Annotated in this window: 13 protein-coding genes; 4 read left to right on the top strand and 9 right to left on the bottom strand. The window is 38.0% G+C overall.

Going from position 1 to position 14,054, the window contains the following annotated elements:
- Positions 1–32: 32 nt before the first annotated feature.
- Positions 33–440: a tRNA (adenosine(37)-N6)-threonylcarbamoyltransferase complex ATPase subunit type 1 TsaE gene (gene tsaE, locus AAEU33_RS19780; protein ID WP_345989845.1), complete on the bottom strand. Its 408-nt coding sequence runs from the start codon at positions 438–440 to the stop codon at positions 33–35.
- Positions 441–1,010, bottom strand: a complete 570-nt coding sequence (locus AAEU33_RS19775) for a hypothetical protein (protein WP_345989842.1) — start codon at positions 1,008–1,010, stop codon at positions 441–443.
- Between the two features lie 183 nt (positions 1,011–1,193).
- Between AAEU33_RS19775 and dnaG the strand changes: the two genes are divergently transcribed.
- From dnaG to AAEU33_RS19760, 3 genes are all read left to right on the top strand, one after another.
- Complete coding sequence (gene dnaG / locus AAEU33_RS19770; protein ID WP_345989840.1) at positions 1,194–3,176, top strand: DNA primase; 1,983 nt, start codon at positions 1,194–1,196, stop codon at positions 3,174–3,176.
- 118 nt (positions 3,177–3,294) lie between these two features.
- Entirely contained in the window at positions 3,295–3,981 is a 687-nt protein-coding gene (clpP, locus tag AAEU33_RS19765; RefSeq protein WP_007842699.1) for an ATP-dependent Clp endopeptidase proteolytic subunit ClpP, read from the top strand.
- 451 nt (positions 3,982–4,432) lie between these two features.
- The gene (locus AAEU33_RS19760) at positions 4,433–5,695 is read left to right on the top strand and encodes an esterase-like activity of phytase family protein (RefSeq protein WP_172277040.1); all 1,263 of its coding nucleotides are present in this window, start codon (positions 4,433–4,435) and stop codon (positions 5,693–5,695) included.
- Between the two features lie 108 nt (positions 5,696–5,803).
- Here the strand turns inward: AAEU33_RS19760 and tpiA are convergent, their stop codons facing one another.
- From tpiA to AAEU33_RS19730, 6 genes are read right to left on the bottom strand one after another with little or no spacing between them, the layout of a single operon-like run.
- Complete coding sequence (tpiA, locus tag AAEU33_RS19755; RefSeq protein WP_172277043.1) at positions 5,804–6,562, bottom strand: triose-phosphate isomerase; 759 nt, start codon at positions 6,560–6,562, stop codon at positions 5,804–5,806.
- Between the two features lie 14 nt (positions 6,563–6,576).
- Positions 6,577–6,981, bottom strand: coding sequence for a hypothetical protein (locus AAEU33_RS19750; protein WP_172277046.1), 405 nt, complete (start codon positions 6,979–6,981; stop codon positions 6,577–6,579).
- 4 nt (positions 6,982–6,985) lie between these two features.
- Positions 6,986–9,112, bottom strand: a complete 2,127-nt coding sequence (locus AAEU33_RS19745) for a S9 family peptidase (RefSeq protein WP_345989838.1) — start codon at positions 9,110–9,112, stop codon at positions 6,986–6,988.
- A 27-nt stretch (positions 9,113–9,139) separates the two neighbouring features.
- Positions 9,140–9,490 (bottom strand): TerB family tellurite resistance protein, encoded by a 351-nt coding sequence (locus tag AAEU33_RS19740; protein ID WP_172277052.1) that lies wholly within the window; start codon positions 9,488–9,490, stop codon positions 9,140–9,142.
- Between the two features lie 60 nt (positions 9,491–9,550).
- Positions 9,551–10,660 carry a BT_3928 family protein gene (locus AAEU33_RS19735; RefSeq protein WP_345989836.1) on the bottom strand — a complete coding sequence of 370 codons (1,110 nt, stop codon included), beginning with the start codon at positions 10,658–10,660 and terminating at the stop codon, positions 9,551–9,553.
- 1 nt (position 10,661) lies between these two features.
- Positions 10,662–11,228, bottom strand: coding sequence for a DUF1599 domain-containing protein (locus tag AAEU33_RS19730; RefSeq protein ID WP_172277058.1), 567 nt, complete (start codon positions 11,226–11,228; stop codon positions 10,662–10,664).
- 504 nt (positions 11,229–11,732) lie between these two features.
- Between AAEU33_RS19730 and folP the strand changes: the two genes are divergently transcribed.
- Positions 11,733–12,503 carry a dihydropteroate synthase gene (folP, locus tag AAEU33_RS19725; protein WP_345989834.1) on the top strand — a complete coding sequence of 257 codons (771 nt, stop codon included), beginning with the start codon at positions 11,733–11,735 and terminating at the stop codon, positions 12,501–12,503.
- 71 nt (positions 12,504–12,574) lie between these two features.
- On the opposite strand, the gene AAEU33_RS19720 is transcribed toward folP, so the two are convergent.
- The gene (locus tag AAEU33_RS19720; protein WP_345989832.1) at positions 12,575–14,044 is read right to left on the bottom strand and encodes a M28 family peptidase; all 1,470 of its coding nucleotides are present in this window, start codon (positions 14,042–14,044) and stop codon (positions 12,575–12,577) included.
- Positions 14,045–14,054: the final 10 nt, after the last annotated feature.

The raw sequence follows: 14,054 nt of genomic DNA, 5'->3' as shown, positions 1-14,054 counted from the left end.
AATCAAATTTAGTAAGCAAAGATACATAATATTTACTCGAAAGTGATTTCTCTGCTTTCACCGGTATTTAAAATGCTCATTGAGTGATATTCCAGGCCGTACAGGTCTTCTTCATACACTTCCGGCCATTCGATAATGCATAGATAAGCATTGTCCAGATATTCCTCAATACCGATATCATACACCTCGTCAATATTTTTCAGACGGTAAAGATCAAAGTGAAAAATTTTTCCTTTCGGACTGCTGTACTCATTCACAATAGAATAGGTTGGGGAGCTTACCTCATCCTCACTTCCCAGGTTTTTAAGCAAAAACTGTGTAAATGTTGTTTTTCCTGCTCCCAGGTTTCCTTTTAGCAAAAGAATAGGGTGCTGCAATTGAGGAATGATCTTTTCCACTACAGCCTGCCAGTCTTCGATTTTATTGATTTTCAATTCCATTTATGATGTATAATTTAATATATTGTTTCGGGCTTCCTTGGTCATTAAACCCTGTTCTATGTAAAAGTTAAGCTGATTGGATATTTGTAAAAGTTCTCCTGGTTGTTTTATCTGAAACAGAACTTTCCTTTCCTCATTATCCAAAAGTCTGATTTTTAAATAATTATTGCAGCCTTGGGAAAAAGCACCGTCAGCACCGTTCCTGATAATGAACCTTCCCTTATGATCATTTTGTACAATTTCCACATACTTTAGATTTTGCGTCAAAAAAACCTCATTGTCGACGGTAATTTTTTCTTTTTCAAAAATAAGTTTTCCTTCCATTCGACCTTTTAGCTGTTCCGGAAACCAGACATTAATAAAACCTCCGATGAAGGCAATAAACATAGGTATTCCTATGATCCATGCGAACCAGCCCGGAATTTCCTTTTCCGGAACTTTGAGTATATAAAGCACAAAAGCAACAGTCAGGAAAGGGATACCTATTAAAATATAAATTAATCTTTCCCTTGTCCATACAAAACCGTTGGCAGGTTTGTAGATATTAAAAGCTTTATAATCTTTAGCCATACATGAAACTTTTATTGAGAATGCGTTCAACCAGGCATCCTGTCATTCATCCGGGTGTCATTTTTCATTTGTCAAATTTAGCCTAATTATTTTATTTAGATCGAACACGAATTTTATCAATTTTAAGAATTTCACGAAGGGGGATTTTTTTGTTTTACAATAGAAATATTATACTTTTACACCATGATTTCCAAACAGACCATTGATAAGATATTCTCCACGATCCGGGTAGAAGAGATTGTGGGTGAATATGTGCAGCTGAAACGGGCAGGGTCTAATTATAAAGGACTCAGTCCCTTCCACGAAGAAAAATCTCCCAGTTTTGTCGTTTCTCCGAGTAAGCAGATCTGGAAGGATTTCTCCACAGGAAAAGGAGGAACTGCGATTTCCTTCCTCATGGAAATTGAAAACTTCACCTATCCCGAAGCGCTTCGCCATGCTGCCAAAAAATACGGAATTGAAATTGAAGAAGATCAGCGCGAGTTTTCTGAAGAAGCTAAAAATGCCCAGTCTGAAAGGGATTTATTATATAAAATTCATGAAGTGGCCAATGATTATTTTCAGAATTTCCTTTGGGAGGCTGAAGAAGGAAAATCCATTGGATTGGCTTATTTCAGGGAGCGTGAGCTGAAAGATGATATCATAAAAAAATTCCAGCTGGGGTATTCTCCTGAAAAGAAAAATGCCTTTACGGCGTATGCTTTAGAGAAGGGATATTCTAAAGAAATTCTGGAGAAATCAGGACTCTCTATTTTTCCTGAAAATGCACCGAATGGAATTGACCGCTTTCGTGAAAGGGTCATCTTTCCGATCCATAGCTTCTCGGGAAGGGTATTGGGTTTTGGTGCCAGGATCCTTAAAAATAATGTAAAAACAGCAAAATACCTCAATTCCCCGGAAACGGAGATCTACCATAAATCGAATGTCCTTTATGGATTAAACCAAAGTAAGCAGGCTATTTCCAGGAAAAACGTCTGTCTTTTGGTGGAAGGATATATGGACGTGATTTCCCTTCATCTTTCCGGAATTGAAAATGTGGTGGCAAGCTCAGGAACTTCCCTGACGACAGAACAGATCAAACTGATCAAAAGACTTACGGAAAATGTAACCATTCTCTTTGATGGAGATAATGCCGGAATTAAAGCCAGTTTCCGAAGTATTGATATGTTGCTGACAGAAGGAATGAATATCCGAGTTCTTTTATTTCCTGAAGGAGATGACCCGGATTCGTTTGCCAGAAAACATCCGCAGGACTATGTGGAAAAATTCATCGAAAATGAGGCGATGGATTTTATTGATTTTAAAGCTGAAATTCTTTTAAAAGAAGCAGGAGGTGATCCTATTAAAAAAGCCGAGGCGATCAGGAACATCGTTAAATCCGTAGGGTTTGTTCAGAATGCCTTGAAAAGAGAGGTTTACTTAAAAGAAGTTTCCAATAAATTCGGACTTTCTGAACAGAGCTTGTTTAATGAACTGGATGTCCAGAGACAGATTACCCAAAATCAGAACCAGCATGTTCAGCAGCAGAAAGAAAATGTTCCCGTTAAAATGGATATTGTTCCTCCGGATGAGGATAAAGGGGATCCTTTTCTGTATGATGTCTTGTTTATGGAGAGTAAGCTTGTGGATCATATGCTGATGTTTGGAGATGTTGTTTTAAAAAGAACGGACGCTAATAATGAGGAGTATCAGATCACGGTCATTGAAGAAATTCTGCACCATTTTGAGGAAGAGCAATATCAATTTTTGGTAAAAGGAAATGAGATCATCATTAATCAGGTAAAAGAAGGCATCCAGCAGGATGAACTGAGAAGCGGGAATTTTTTCGTATCTTTTATGGACGAGCAGATCACCTCGAAGGTAGTAGATGCGTTAATTCCATTGGATGAGCTTGAAAACTGGGCTTCCCGGAATATTTATCCTCCCAATTACGGGGATAAAGTGGCAGAGCAGATTAAAGGTGACGTCTTGCTGCATAAATACCGGTATATCGACTACCTGATCAAAGAAACGGCTAAAGAGCTGGATCAATACAGTGGAAAAGATGAAGGAAAATATTTTGAACTGATCAAAAAGATCACCTTATTGAAACAAGCATCAATGAAACTCAATGATATTATCGAATACTCACCCATTAAAGGGATTTATAGAGACAGCAAAAGATAATTTTAAGACAAACTGTTGGCGGGGCATCAATCATTTCTGACAAAAAGTCCTATAAAATTTTAGGAATAAAAGTTGTAATTTAAACTTCAGAAAAATTTAAAATAATACCAATAGAAATATGGACATTAAAAAAGAATTCAGAGATTTCTCTGTAAAGCATTTAGGAAACAGCGGTTTGGTTACCGATCAGTATATGGGAATGTATGGTCCAACGAATCTTACGCCTTACATTATGGAGGAAAGAAGATTGAACGTTGCTCAGATGGACGTTTTCTCCCGTTTGATGATGGACAGGATTATTTTCCTTGGAACCGGAATCGATGACCAGGTAGCTAATATCGTGACAGCACAGCTTTTATTCCTTGAAAGTGCTGACCCTTCAAAGGATATTCAGATCTATATCAACTCTCCTGGTGGTAGTGTATATGCAGGTTTAGGTATCTACGATACGATGCAGATCATCAAGCCGGATGTAGCGACAATCTGTACAGGTATTGCTGCTTCAATGGGAGCTGTATTGTTAGTTGCCGGAGAAAAAGGAAAACGTTCCGCTCTTAAGCATTCAAGGGTAATGATCCACCAGCCTTCAGGAGGTGCACAAGGTGTTGCTTCTGATATGGAGATCAACCTGAGAGAGATGTTGAAATTAAAGCAGGAGCTTTACGATATCATTGCAGAGCATTCAGGACAAACTTATGAGTGGGTTGAAAAATCTTCTGACAGGGATTACTGGATGACTTCTGAAGAAGCTAAAAACTACGGAATGGTAGATGAGGTTTTACAGAGATCCAAAGAGAAAAAATAAGTTTCTTTAAATACTAATGAAAGCGCACCGATAGGTGCGCTTTTCTTTTTTTATAATAATCCTATGTCATTAACTACGTCTGATCTTCGACTTGAGAACGGAGCGCATAGGAAGTGAAGGAATCTAATACTATATGTTTTTTTTTAACCACAAAAGTCACAAAAGTTTTTAAACACGTTAGCTATTTTTAAGGGCCAGAATGCTGTATAGAAAATACACTTAAGTTTTAAAAAAAATCTTTGATTTTGACAGCGACCTGGGAACCGGAAATATTAAAAAAATGAATCCTATAAACGTTAAGAAAATTCTACTGTCTGAGGGAGAAGTAAATATTAAATCTTGAACCTTTGTTTCAAGACAAAGAAATTAAGTCATATTTAAAATACAATTATTATTCAATTCAACATTAGTTCACAATCGCTGTTTACATTCGCAACCATAAAAAGTAATCATGAAAAAACTTCTTCTTTCATCTCTTATCCTAGGAACTTTATGGTCATGCAACAACGATGATACGGTAAATAACCAGGACATCAATTATAATAAACTGCCACAGGAATTTCCTTTTACAACGGTTGCTACGATCAATGGAGTCGCTGTAATTAATGGTGGTTTCGGTTCCGGAGCAACAGCCCATCCTACCCGTAAAGGAGAATTTTATGTGATCACGGACCGTGGTCCCAATACCGCTTATCAGAATGGAATTAAATTCCTCATTCCCAACTATACACCCACGATCATGCATTTTAAGATCAATGCTGATGGAAATATCGAAGTACTGAAGTATATCAAGCTTAAAAATCCTTCGGGACAACCTATTACAGGACTTCCAAACCCTCAGGGAATGGGAAGTACGGGTGAAATTGCTTATGGTGTCAATGGAAATGTATTGGGTACTGATAATTACGGATTGGACAGTGAGAGTATTGTAGCTGCTGCTGACGGGACGTTTTGGGTGTCTGATGAATATGGACCTCACATCGTTCACTATAATGCGGATGGGGTGGAGATGGAAAGGATCAGTCCTATTGGAGTGAATACAGGAAACAGGAAATTGCCTGCCGTTTTCGCAAAAAGAAGACCTAACCGGGGAATGGAAGGAATGTGTATGACTCCTGACGGAAAGATGCTGGTGGGAACGATGCAGTCGACCATGTATGTTCCTACCAAAGCTCTCGCTACCAATACTACTTTAACAAGGATTGTAACATTTGACCTTGCAACCGGGCAGACAAAACAATATTTATATAAACAGGATGGGGGAGCATCCGATTCCGTTTGTGATATTACAGCAATCAGTAATACTGAGTTTTTAGTTATTGAAAGAGACGGGAAATTCGGTTCTCAGGGCGGACTGAAGAAAGTGTACAGAATTAATCTTTCTGGCGCATCAGATGTTACCGGTCCCGACCTGGCGGCTGTTGATGGGCTAAAGATCAATGATAAAGCTTTGGAACAATCCACATGGGCTGAGATTGATGCTGCCGGGCTAAAGCCGGTTTCCAAGACTTTAGCTGTGGATCTGGTTGCTAAATTGGGATATGAACACGACAAATTCGAAGGAATTGTTTATCTGGGAGGAAATAAACTGGCTGTTTTCAATGACGATGATTTTGGCGTTACCGATGATGGAAACGGAAACCCGAAAGCGAAGATTCTTCCTAAGACAGGAAAAGTTGATAAAGGAACGATGTACGTAGTCGATATTCAGTAATCATATTTTTAAAAGAAAAGCGGCGGAATTTTATTCCGCCGCTTTTTATTTTTATGATATTGATTCAATAGAGCATCTAATCTCTAACCTCTAATATCTAATATCTAACTAATTAAAGGCCTCAATAATTTTAGAGAAATCCTCCAGTTTTAAAGCAGCTCCGCCAATCAGTCCACCATCGATATCCGGTTGGGAAAAAATCTCTTTAGCATTATCCGGCTTCACTGAACCTCCGTAAAGGATAGAAACTTCATCTGCAACTTCCTGCCCATACTTTGCAGCAATGATGCTTCTGATATGTGCATGGATTTCCTGAGCCTGCTCAGGTGTAGCCGTTTCACCGGTTCCGATTGCCCAAACGGGTTCGTAAGCAATTACTACTTTTTTGATTTCCTCTGCGGAAAGGGTAAATAAAGCCACTTCAGTCTGGTTTTTTACTACTTCAAAGTGCTGGCCTGCTTTTCTCTGTTCAAGTGTTTCCCCATTGCAATATACCGGAATTAAACCTTTGTCAAGTGCTAGCTTAACCTTTCTGTTGCAATGTGAATCTGTTTCACCGTGGTATTGTCTTCTTTCAGAGTGCCCGATAAGTGATCCGGTCACATCAATAGATTCCAGCATATCTGCAGAAAGCTCTCCTGTATAGGCTCCGCTTTCATGCTCGCTCATATCCTGGGAAAAAACTCCGATCTCATCTTTTTCAAAGATGTCTTTTGCCATCATCAGATACAATGAAGGAGGAGCGATCCAAACCTCACAATTCGTCGGGTTATTGTTTTTATAGCTAAGTAATTGAATCATTAATTGCTGAGCATCAATTACATTTTTGTTCATTTTCCAGTTTCCTGCAACGATCTTTCTTCTCATAATTATTTTACTATTTAATCTTCTTTTATTTTAGTGTCTATAAATGTATAGGTGTTATCTTTTTTACCCATTAATTCAATTGATTGGAACTTTACATTACCGTTATCCAGTACTTCATAATTGTACACATCAATCACCTTATCATAGTTATGAAGTTCATAATATTTTCCGGATTCTGTCCACCAGCTGCCATTTTCAGTTTCCTGTTGTACGTTACCGTCCTGATCAATAGCAACAAATAAAAGCATGCTTTTTCCGTTTTCCATCCTGCATGAAACCCAGTACTTTGAAAAACCTTCGATCTGTTGGTTTTGTTCAGAACCCTTATAACATCCTACCATCTTTGGATCGTAGGTTTTTTGTTGTGCTGTTAATCCTATTCCAATACAAAATAAGGATATGGCAAATAGTTTTTTCATAAAATTATTGATTAATTCCTTCTAATTTAAACATAAAGGCGTACACCAAAGCAGTATCCTTCAGGTAGTCGAATCTTCCAGAAGCACCTCCGTGACCATAAGCCATATCAGTTTTTAAAAACAATACATTTTTATCTGTTTTCATATCCCGTAATTTTGCGACCCATTTTGCAGGCTCGAAATACTGTACCTGTGAGTCATGCAATCCTGTTGTTACCAAAAGATTGGGATAATTTTTCTTTTCTACATTTTCATAAGGCGAATAGGATTTCATATAGAAATATGCCTCTTTATTATTGGGATTTCCCCATTCATCATATTCATTGGTGGTTAATGGGATGCTTTCATCAAGCATGGTATTCACCACATCTACAAACGGAACGTGAGCAATAACTCCATTCCAAAGATTCGGGCTCATATTGGCAATCGCTCCCATTAATAAACCTCCGGCGCTTCCGCCCTGAGCATACATATGCTTTGGAGAAGTGAATTTTTCCTTTACAAGATATTCTCCAGCATCGATGAAATCCGTAAATGTGTTCTTCTTTTTCATCATTTTACCATCTTCATACCACTGCCGTCCCATCTCCTGACCTCCACGGATGTGAGCCATCACAAAGACAAATCCTCTGTCTAAAAGGCTTAATCTGGTAATGCTGAAAGAGGCATTGGATGAATTTCCGTAAGAACCATAGGCATAAAGCAACAGCGGATTTTTTCCGTCCTTTGTTAATCCTTTTTTGTACACAACTGAAAGAGGTATTTTTGTGCCGTCTTTAGCGGTAGCGAAAAGTCTTTCTGTTACATAATTATCCTTATTGTAGCCTCCTAAGACCTCCTGCTGCTTTAAAAGAGTTCTTTTCCCTGTTTTCAGATCTTGTTCAAACTGGGAAAGCGGTGTAATCATAGACGTGTATCCGAAACGGAAATTGTCCGTATTGTATTCCGGGTTTCCTGCCGGAGAAACGGTATAAGTAGGTTCATCGAATTTTACAAACTCTTTTTTCCCGGTTTTCCTGTCATAAATGACCAACTGGGAAAGCCCATTCTGCCTTTCGCTAAAAACCAGGTAATTTTTAAATTCCGTAATGCCCTGCATTAAAACATCTTTTCTGTGGGGAATGAAATCTTTCCAGTTTTCAACTCCTGTTTTGGTTAAGGGAGTTTCTACGACTTTAAAATTAAGGGCATCTTTGTTTGTGGTGATCAGGAATTTATCCTCTAATGGTGTTACATCGTATAAAACATCCTTCATACGGGGCTGAAATACTTTAAATGTACCATTAGGATCATCTGCATTCAGGTATCTTGTCTCGGAAGAAGTCGTGGCAGTAGAATAAATCATAATGAACTTCTCATTTTTAGATTTTCCTACCCCGATGTAATTGGATTTATCCTGTTCTTCATAAACCACCACATCTTTACCAGGATCTGTTCCGAGTGTATGCCTCTTGATTTTTTCAGACAAAAGTGTTACGGGATTATTCTCAGTATAATAAATGGTTTTATTATCATTAGCCCATATTGCTTCACCTTCGGTATTTTTGATGCCCAGATCGGTTGTTTTTCCTGTAGAAAGGTCCTTTAAAAACAATTTATACTGCCGTCTCGAAACATCATCCACACCATACACCAGTTTTGTATTATCCGGGCTTATGTTGAATCCTGCCGCTGAATAATAAGGGTGTCCTTCAGCAAGCTGGTCCACATCCAGGAGTATTTCTTCAGGTGCCTCAAGACTACCTTTCTTTCTGCAATATTTAAAATATTGTTTTCCCGTTTCAGTCCGTGTATAATAATAATATCCGTTTTTGAACGAGGGAACCGATTCATCTTTTTCTTTGATCCTGGATTTCATTTCCTGGAAAAGTTTTTCCCTGAAAGGTTCCGTATCCTTCATCATTCCTTCCCAATAGGAATTTTCGGCCTTCAGGTAATCAACAACTTTTGTGGAGTCTTTTCCTTTTTTGAAGTAATCGATCATCCAGTAATACGGATCATTTACCTTATCACCATGTATCGTTCTGATGTGTTCCTGTTTCTCTGCAACAGGAGCCTTAAGATCAGGGAATTTTTGAGATTGGAGGGTAGAAGCACTCATGATAAATAGTCCTAGATATAAATTTTTCATACTCATATTTGTTTTTTGTGCAGGTGTCTAGTTCAGATGCCACATATTCTTTAAAAGCTTATAGAAGGTATGTTCTTCATCCGTTACTTTGTTATCAGCTTTTATAAGTGTTTTGGCAAATTCTGCAAATTTTACGCGCTCTTCTTCCGTAGAGTCATCATAAAAACAACGGGCATGAAATTCAAAATGATCTTTCCATTCTTCAGGCTGAAGCAGGGCGATGGTTTCCAGTTCATTATCCAAATTCATTTTGAACGGAAATTCATCAGCTAAATATTGCTGTACAAGCATTCCTTCTTCAGGGGCAAATTCTCCGTCTACGGAAGAAAGAATCATTAATAAATGGTAACCGGCGATTGGCTTATTTGACTTTTGCATGAGTTGATTAAAAGTTTAGTGTTTAAAGCGGGTCAATTGACTCCTATTATGTATACGTTATTATTTAATATAATCTTTTGCAGGCTGTTTGTCTACAATTTTTCCGTTCTGTAATATCAGGACAAACGGGTTGCTTCTGGCAATGGTTTTAATGGCGGTTCCATCCATCATTGCATTTTTAATGGTTTTAAATGTGTTCGGATCCGTAGAGACACCATAGATAACTGCACCTTTCTGGGCATTTACCTTAGCTTCAACTTTCTGGATTAACTCCTGAGAAAGCTCTTTAGGGTGATAAGAAAATACCAAAACAGCCTTTGGAGCTTTAATAATCTCATCAGTAACCTCAAGGCCGGTAGGATCTTCAATTTTAAATTTTACAATCTCAGACTTGTAGCCTTCTTTTACGATGACAGATTCGTTTTTTCCTTCTTCAATCTTCCATGGAGAACCGTCAGCCCAATATTTTGTTTCTTTGATGTAATCATCCTGATTTACCTTTAAAACCTCCCCGGTTTTTTGATTTTTAAGAGAGTAGAAGGTTTTATATTCCGACGGGTTTTTACTGATTTTATCTTTTTCTGCTTTAATATCCGTACCGATTTTATAATCGCGGAAATCGATCAACGGTTCGTGCATAATTCCCTGTGCCATTATGTAGACCATTACAAGACCAAAAGCTCCCAAAAGGAAATATTTGTACTTGGCCGTAGGTGTTTTCGTTGTGCTGCTGTATTCGTCTTTCCGGGCGAATTCTTTTCTGTACAGAACAAATAAAATAATCAGTCCGATCAGCAGAACAACGTCTTTAAAGAAACTCTGCCATGGCGTAAATTTTATTGCATCTCCAAAGCATCCACAATCGGTTACAACATTGAAATAAGCTGAATAAAAAGTAAGGAACCCAAAGAAAACACAAAGGGCAATGAGCATGGATAAGGTGAATTTCAGTCTTAATTTTATTAAAAGCATAAATCCAAGGAAAAGCTCCAGTACCACCACAATAACTGAAAACAGCAAAGCAAATTTTTCGAAAAATGGCATGTTGAAAACTGCGGGGGAAAAGTATTCTTCCATTTTAAAGGAAAAACCCACCAGATCCACAGCTTTTACAAACCCGGAGAGGATAAAAATAACTGCAATAATAAAACGAAGTACACCTTTGATCATTTTAAATAGTTTTAGGTTCGAAATTGTTTTCTTTTTCAGAGAATTTGATCAGACAGAAAACAGCATAATTCAGCATATCAAAATAGTTGGCATCCAGGCCTTCGGAAACGATCGTTTTTCCCTGGTTATCTTCGATCTGTTTTGTTCTCAGGACCTTCTGGTAAATAAGATCTGTTATGGAAGAAATTCTCATATCTCTCCATGCTTCGCCATAATCATGATTTTTTCTTTCCATCAGAGCCTGAGCTTCAGATGCATATTTGTCATAAAGGCTTAAAATCTCATCATTATTTTCATTGAAATCGTTGGAAAGACCTTTTTCAAGCTGAATAAGTCCGATGATCGAATAGTTGACGATCGCAATAAATTCGTCTTCTTCACTTTCTTCAACCATTTTTTTATCCGTCATCTGCAGGGTCCGGATTCTGTTCACTTTAATATAGATCTGATCTGTAATTGAACTTGGTCTTAGAACCCTCCATGCTGCGCCGTAATCCTGTAATTTTTTACTAAAAAGATCACGACATTGATTGATAACTTTCCCGAACTGTACTGAAGTTTTTAACATAAATTCTCTTAATAGCCCAAATATACAAAAATACGTATTAGGTTGTGGGAATTGGAGTGTGATTTTGAGCAGAAATGCTTTTAGGTTTGAGGGTGGGAGAGTAGGAGGTTTTGAGGGTTGGGGAGTTGGAGGGTTGGAGCGTAGAGTGTTTTAGGGTTTGAGTGTAAGAGGGTGGTGGAGGTTGGAGAGTTGGGGATGAAAAGATTGTAAATACTAAGGGGAGAATACATTGTCAAATTGCTTATGATCTGGTGCCCATTGCTTATCAAATAACCTTGCTCATATTACTTTTACTCCTTAGCTTTGTATTATTAAAATTCACTAGTACATCATAACCTTTATCACTCACAAACCCTCATACTCATACGCTCACACGCTCAAACACTCCAACTCCCCAACCTTAAAAACCCTCAAACTCTCATGCTCTCCAACTCCCCAACTCATAAACCTTTTCACTCTATCAACTGCAATGGAAGAATAGTAGATTTAACGATTCCAAAAATTATGGGAATTTTAAATCTTACGCCGGATTCTTTCTCTGATGGAGGGAAGTTTAACGATGAAAAGACCGCACTGGAGCACACGGAGAAATTACTGAAAGAAGGAGCGGAAATCATTGATATCGGTCCACAGTCTACGCGTCCTCACGCTGAATTTCTTACGAGCAAAGAAGAGATCCTAAGGATCGGAAAGCTGATTTCTCAGATCAAAAAAGAATTCCCTGAAGCATTGATCTCATTGGATACCTTCTATTCGGAAACGGTGAAGTTTGGTTTTGATGAAGGAATTGACCTCATTAACGATATTTCAGGAGGACAATTTGATCATAATATGTTCGATATTGTTTCAGCAACAGGACTTCCTTATATTCTGATGCATATTAACCCTTCCTATGAGAGGATGCATGACAAAACAAAATTTGAGGATATTACATTAGAGGTGAACCGGTATTTTAGTGAAAAGACCCATGAGCTTTTACAGAAAGGAGTGAGGGATATTATTCTGGATCCCGGTTTTGGTTTTGGAAAAACGGTGGAAGATCAGATGAAATTAATAGGAGAAGTGGAGTATCTGGAATTTGGACGATTTCCTCTGTTGATTGGTATTTCCAGAAAATCTTTTATTTACAGACCTCTCGGTAAAACCCCATTGGATATTAATGAAGAAACCCAAAAACTTCACATGAAAGTTTTAAAACAAGGGGCAAAAATTCTCAGGGTGCACGATGTTGCCGAAGCTAAAAAAACAGTGGAGTTCTTTTTGCAAGAAAAATGATAAATGGGCTAAAAAAAACTATGCGCTAAAAAGAATCAACGCATAGTTTTAAATGGTAAACCAATCATATTTTATCTCTCTAATGTAAAGTTTGGGATCACTTTCGGACGATCACTTTCATTAGCTACTTTCCATGAAGTTCTGTACATCCATTCCGTCATTTTATATAACTTTTTGTAATTGATGTTCTCAGACTCATCCTGTGGAGTATGGTACTGCTCATGTAAAACACTGGTAAAAAATATAGCAGGGATTCCTAGTTTTGCGTACGGTAAATGATCACTTCTGAAGTAAAAATATTCAGCATGATTAGGAGAATCCCAGTCTTTAAGGTATCTGAATTTCGTACTTTCGTTATTGGCTTCTTCAGCCATTTTTACCAGTTCTTCAGAATTTTTATGCGGAGCATTTCCTCCTAACAGAGCTGCTTCTTCATTGCTGTTTCTGCCGATCATATCGCCATTCAATACTGCAACGATCTGTTCTTTAGGAACTACAGGATGGGCTGCATGCCATCTTGACCCCAAAAGTCCTCTTTCTTCGGCACCATGAAAAACAAAAAGAATACTTCTTTTTCCGGGTTGTTTTATGTAAGCTCTTGCCATAGCAAGCATAGCTACACAGGTACTCGCGTTATCATCTGCACCGTTGTAAATGGTATCATTTTTAACCGGATGTCTTATCCCGTCATGATCCTGATGTCCGCTGATCAGAACATATTCATTTTTTAACCTGGGATCTGTTCCTTCAATTTTTCCGATAACATTTACAGATGGGTACTTATAGGTTTCTGTGATCAGGTTGATAGACACTTTAGGGTTGTTTTTTACCCAGCCGGCATTTTCTCTTTTGATCCACAAAACAGGGATATTGTTTGTAATGCTTTCTCTTAATCCTTCTACACCATACGATCCTCTTGTCATTTGTGGAAGAACTTCTACCCAACTTTTTTCAGAAGTATCATCTGTGATGAAAATAATGGCTTTAGCGCCAAGATTTAGTGCCGTATTATAGTATTTTGTTCTTACAAATCCAGGATATCTTCTTACAAAAAGGGTCATTTCCTTTTCAATATTTTTATCGGAAGCGTTTACGGCCAGTACTTTTCCTTTAAGATTCAATTTAGATAGATCTTCAGGTTCGGTATTTCCGGCGTACACAACATCAGTTTCCAGATGAGCATTTACAGGTTCTGCAACAAGAAAATCTTTCCATAATCTTAATGTATTTTCACCCAGTTTTACGCTGCTTTGCGGAATTACCTGATGCCTGTACATATCAAAATACTGAAAAAAAGTGCCGTTTTCTCCTGCCGGAGACATCCCGGACTCTTTCGCCTTATCTGCCAGCCACATCGAGACTTTTAACTCATTTAACGTTCCTGCTTCACGCCCCCAGAACTGATCAGCAGCCATTTCATACATATCTTTTTTAAGATCTGATTCTTTGATTGCAGATACTAAAGGCTTTTTATAGCTTTGGGCATGGGCTAAAAAGATAGCAAATACGCCGATAATTGATAGAAAATAATTTTTATTCATAGGGTGAACA

The sequence above is a fragment of the Chryseobacterium sp. Chry.R1 genome, from assembly GCF_039645525.1.
Classification (GTDB): domain Bacteria; phylum Bacteroidota; class Bacteroidia; order Flavobacteriales; family Weeksellaceae; genus Chryseobacterium; species Chryseobacterium proteolyticum.
Note: the sequence above shows the minus strand (reverse complement) of the source record. Positions and strands in the feature narration are given on the sequence as shown.

What these genes read in the sequence shown, in the direction of transcription:
- folP (WP_345989834.1), top strand. Translation starts at nt 11,733, where the DNA reads ATGGGAATTTTAAATCTTACGCCGGATTCTTTCTCTGATGGAGGGAAG.
- AAEU33_RS19750 (WP_172277046.1), bottom strand. Translation starts at nt 6,981, where the DNA reads ATGAAAAAACTATTTGCCATATCCTTATTTTGTATTGGAATAGGATTA.
- dnaG (WP_345989840.1), top strand. Translation starts at nt 1,194, where the DNA reads ATGATTTCCAAACAGACCATTGATAAGATATTCTCCACGATCCGGGTA.
- AAEU33_RS19775 (WP_345989842.1), bottom strand. Translation starts at nt 1,010, where the DNA reads ATGGCTAAAGATTATAAAGCTTTTAATATCTACAAACCTGCCAACGGT.
- tsaE (WP_345989845.1), bottom strand. Translation starts at nt 440, where the DNA reads ATGGAATTGAAAATCAATAAAATCGAAGACTGGCAGGCTGTAGTGGAA.
- AAEU33_RS19745 (WP_345989838.1), bottom strand. Translation starts at nt 9,112, where the DNA reads ATGAAAAATTTATATCTAGGACTATTTATCATGAGTGCTTCTACCCTC.
- AAEU33_RS19720 (WP_345989832.1), bottom strand. Translation starts at nt 14,044, where the DNA reads ATGAATAAAAATTATTTTCTATCAATTATCGGCGTATTTGCTATCTTT.
- AAEU33_RS19730 (WP_172277058.1), bottom strand. Translation starts at nt 11,228, where the DNA reads ATGTTAAAAACTTCAGTACAGTTCGGGAAAGTTATCAATCAATGTCGT.
- AAEU33_RS19760 (WP_172277040.1), top strand. Translation starts at nt 4,433, where the DNA reads ATGAAAAAACTTCTTCTTTCATCTCTTATCCTAGGAACTTTATGGTCA.
- AAEU33_RS19740 (WP_172277052.1), bottom strand. Translation starts at nt 9,490, where the DNA reads ATGCAAAAGTCAAATAAGCCAATCGCCGGTTACCATTTATTAATGATT.
- tpiA (WP_172277043.1), bottom strand. Translation starts at nt 6,562, where the DNA reads ATGAGAAGAAAGATCGTTGCAGGAAACTGGAAAATGAACAAAAATGTA.
- AAEU33_RS19735 (WP_345989836.1), bottom strand. Translation starts at nt 10,660, where the DNA reads ATGATCAAAGGTGTACTTCGTTTTATTATTGCAGTTATTTTTATCCTC.
- clpP (WP_007842699.1), top strand. Translation starts at nt 3,295, where the DNA reads ATGGACATTAAAAAAGAATTCAGAGATTTCTCTGTAAAGCATTTAGGA.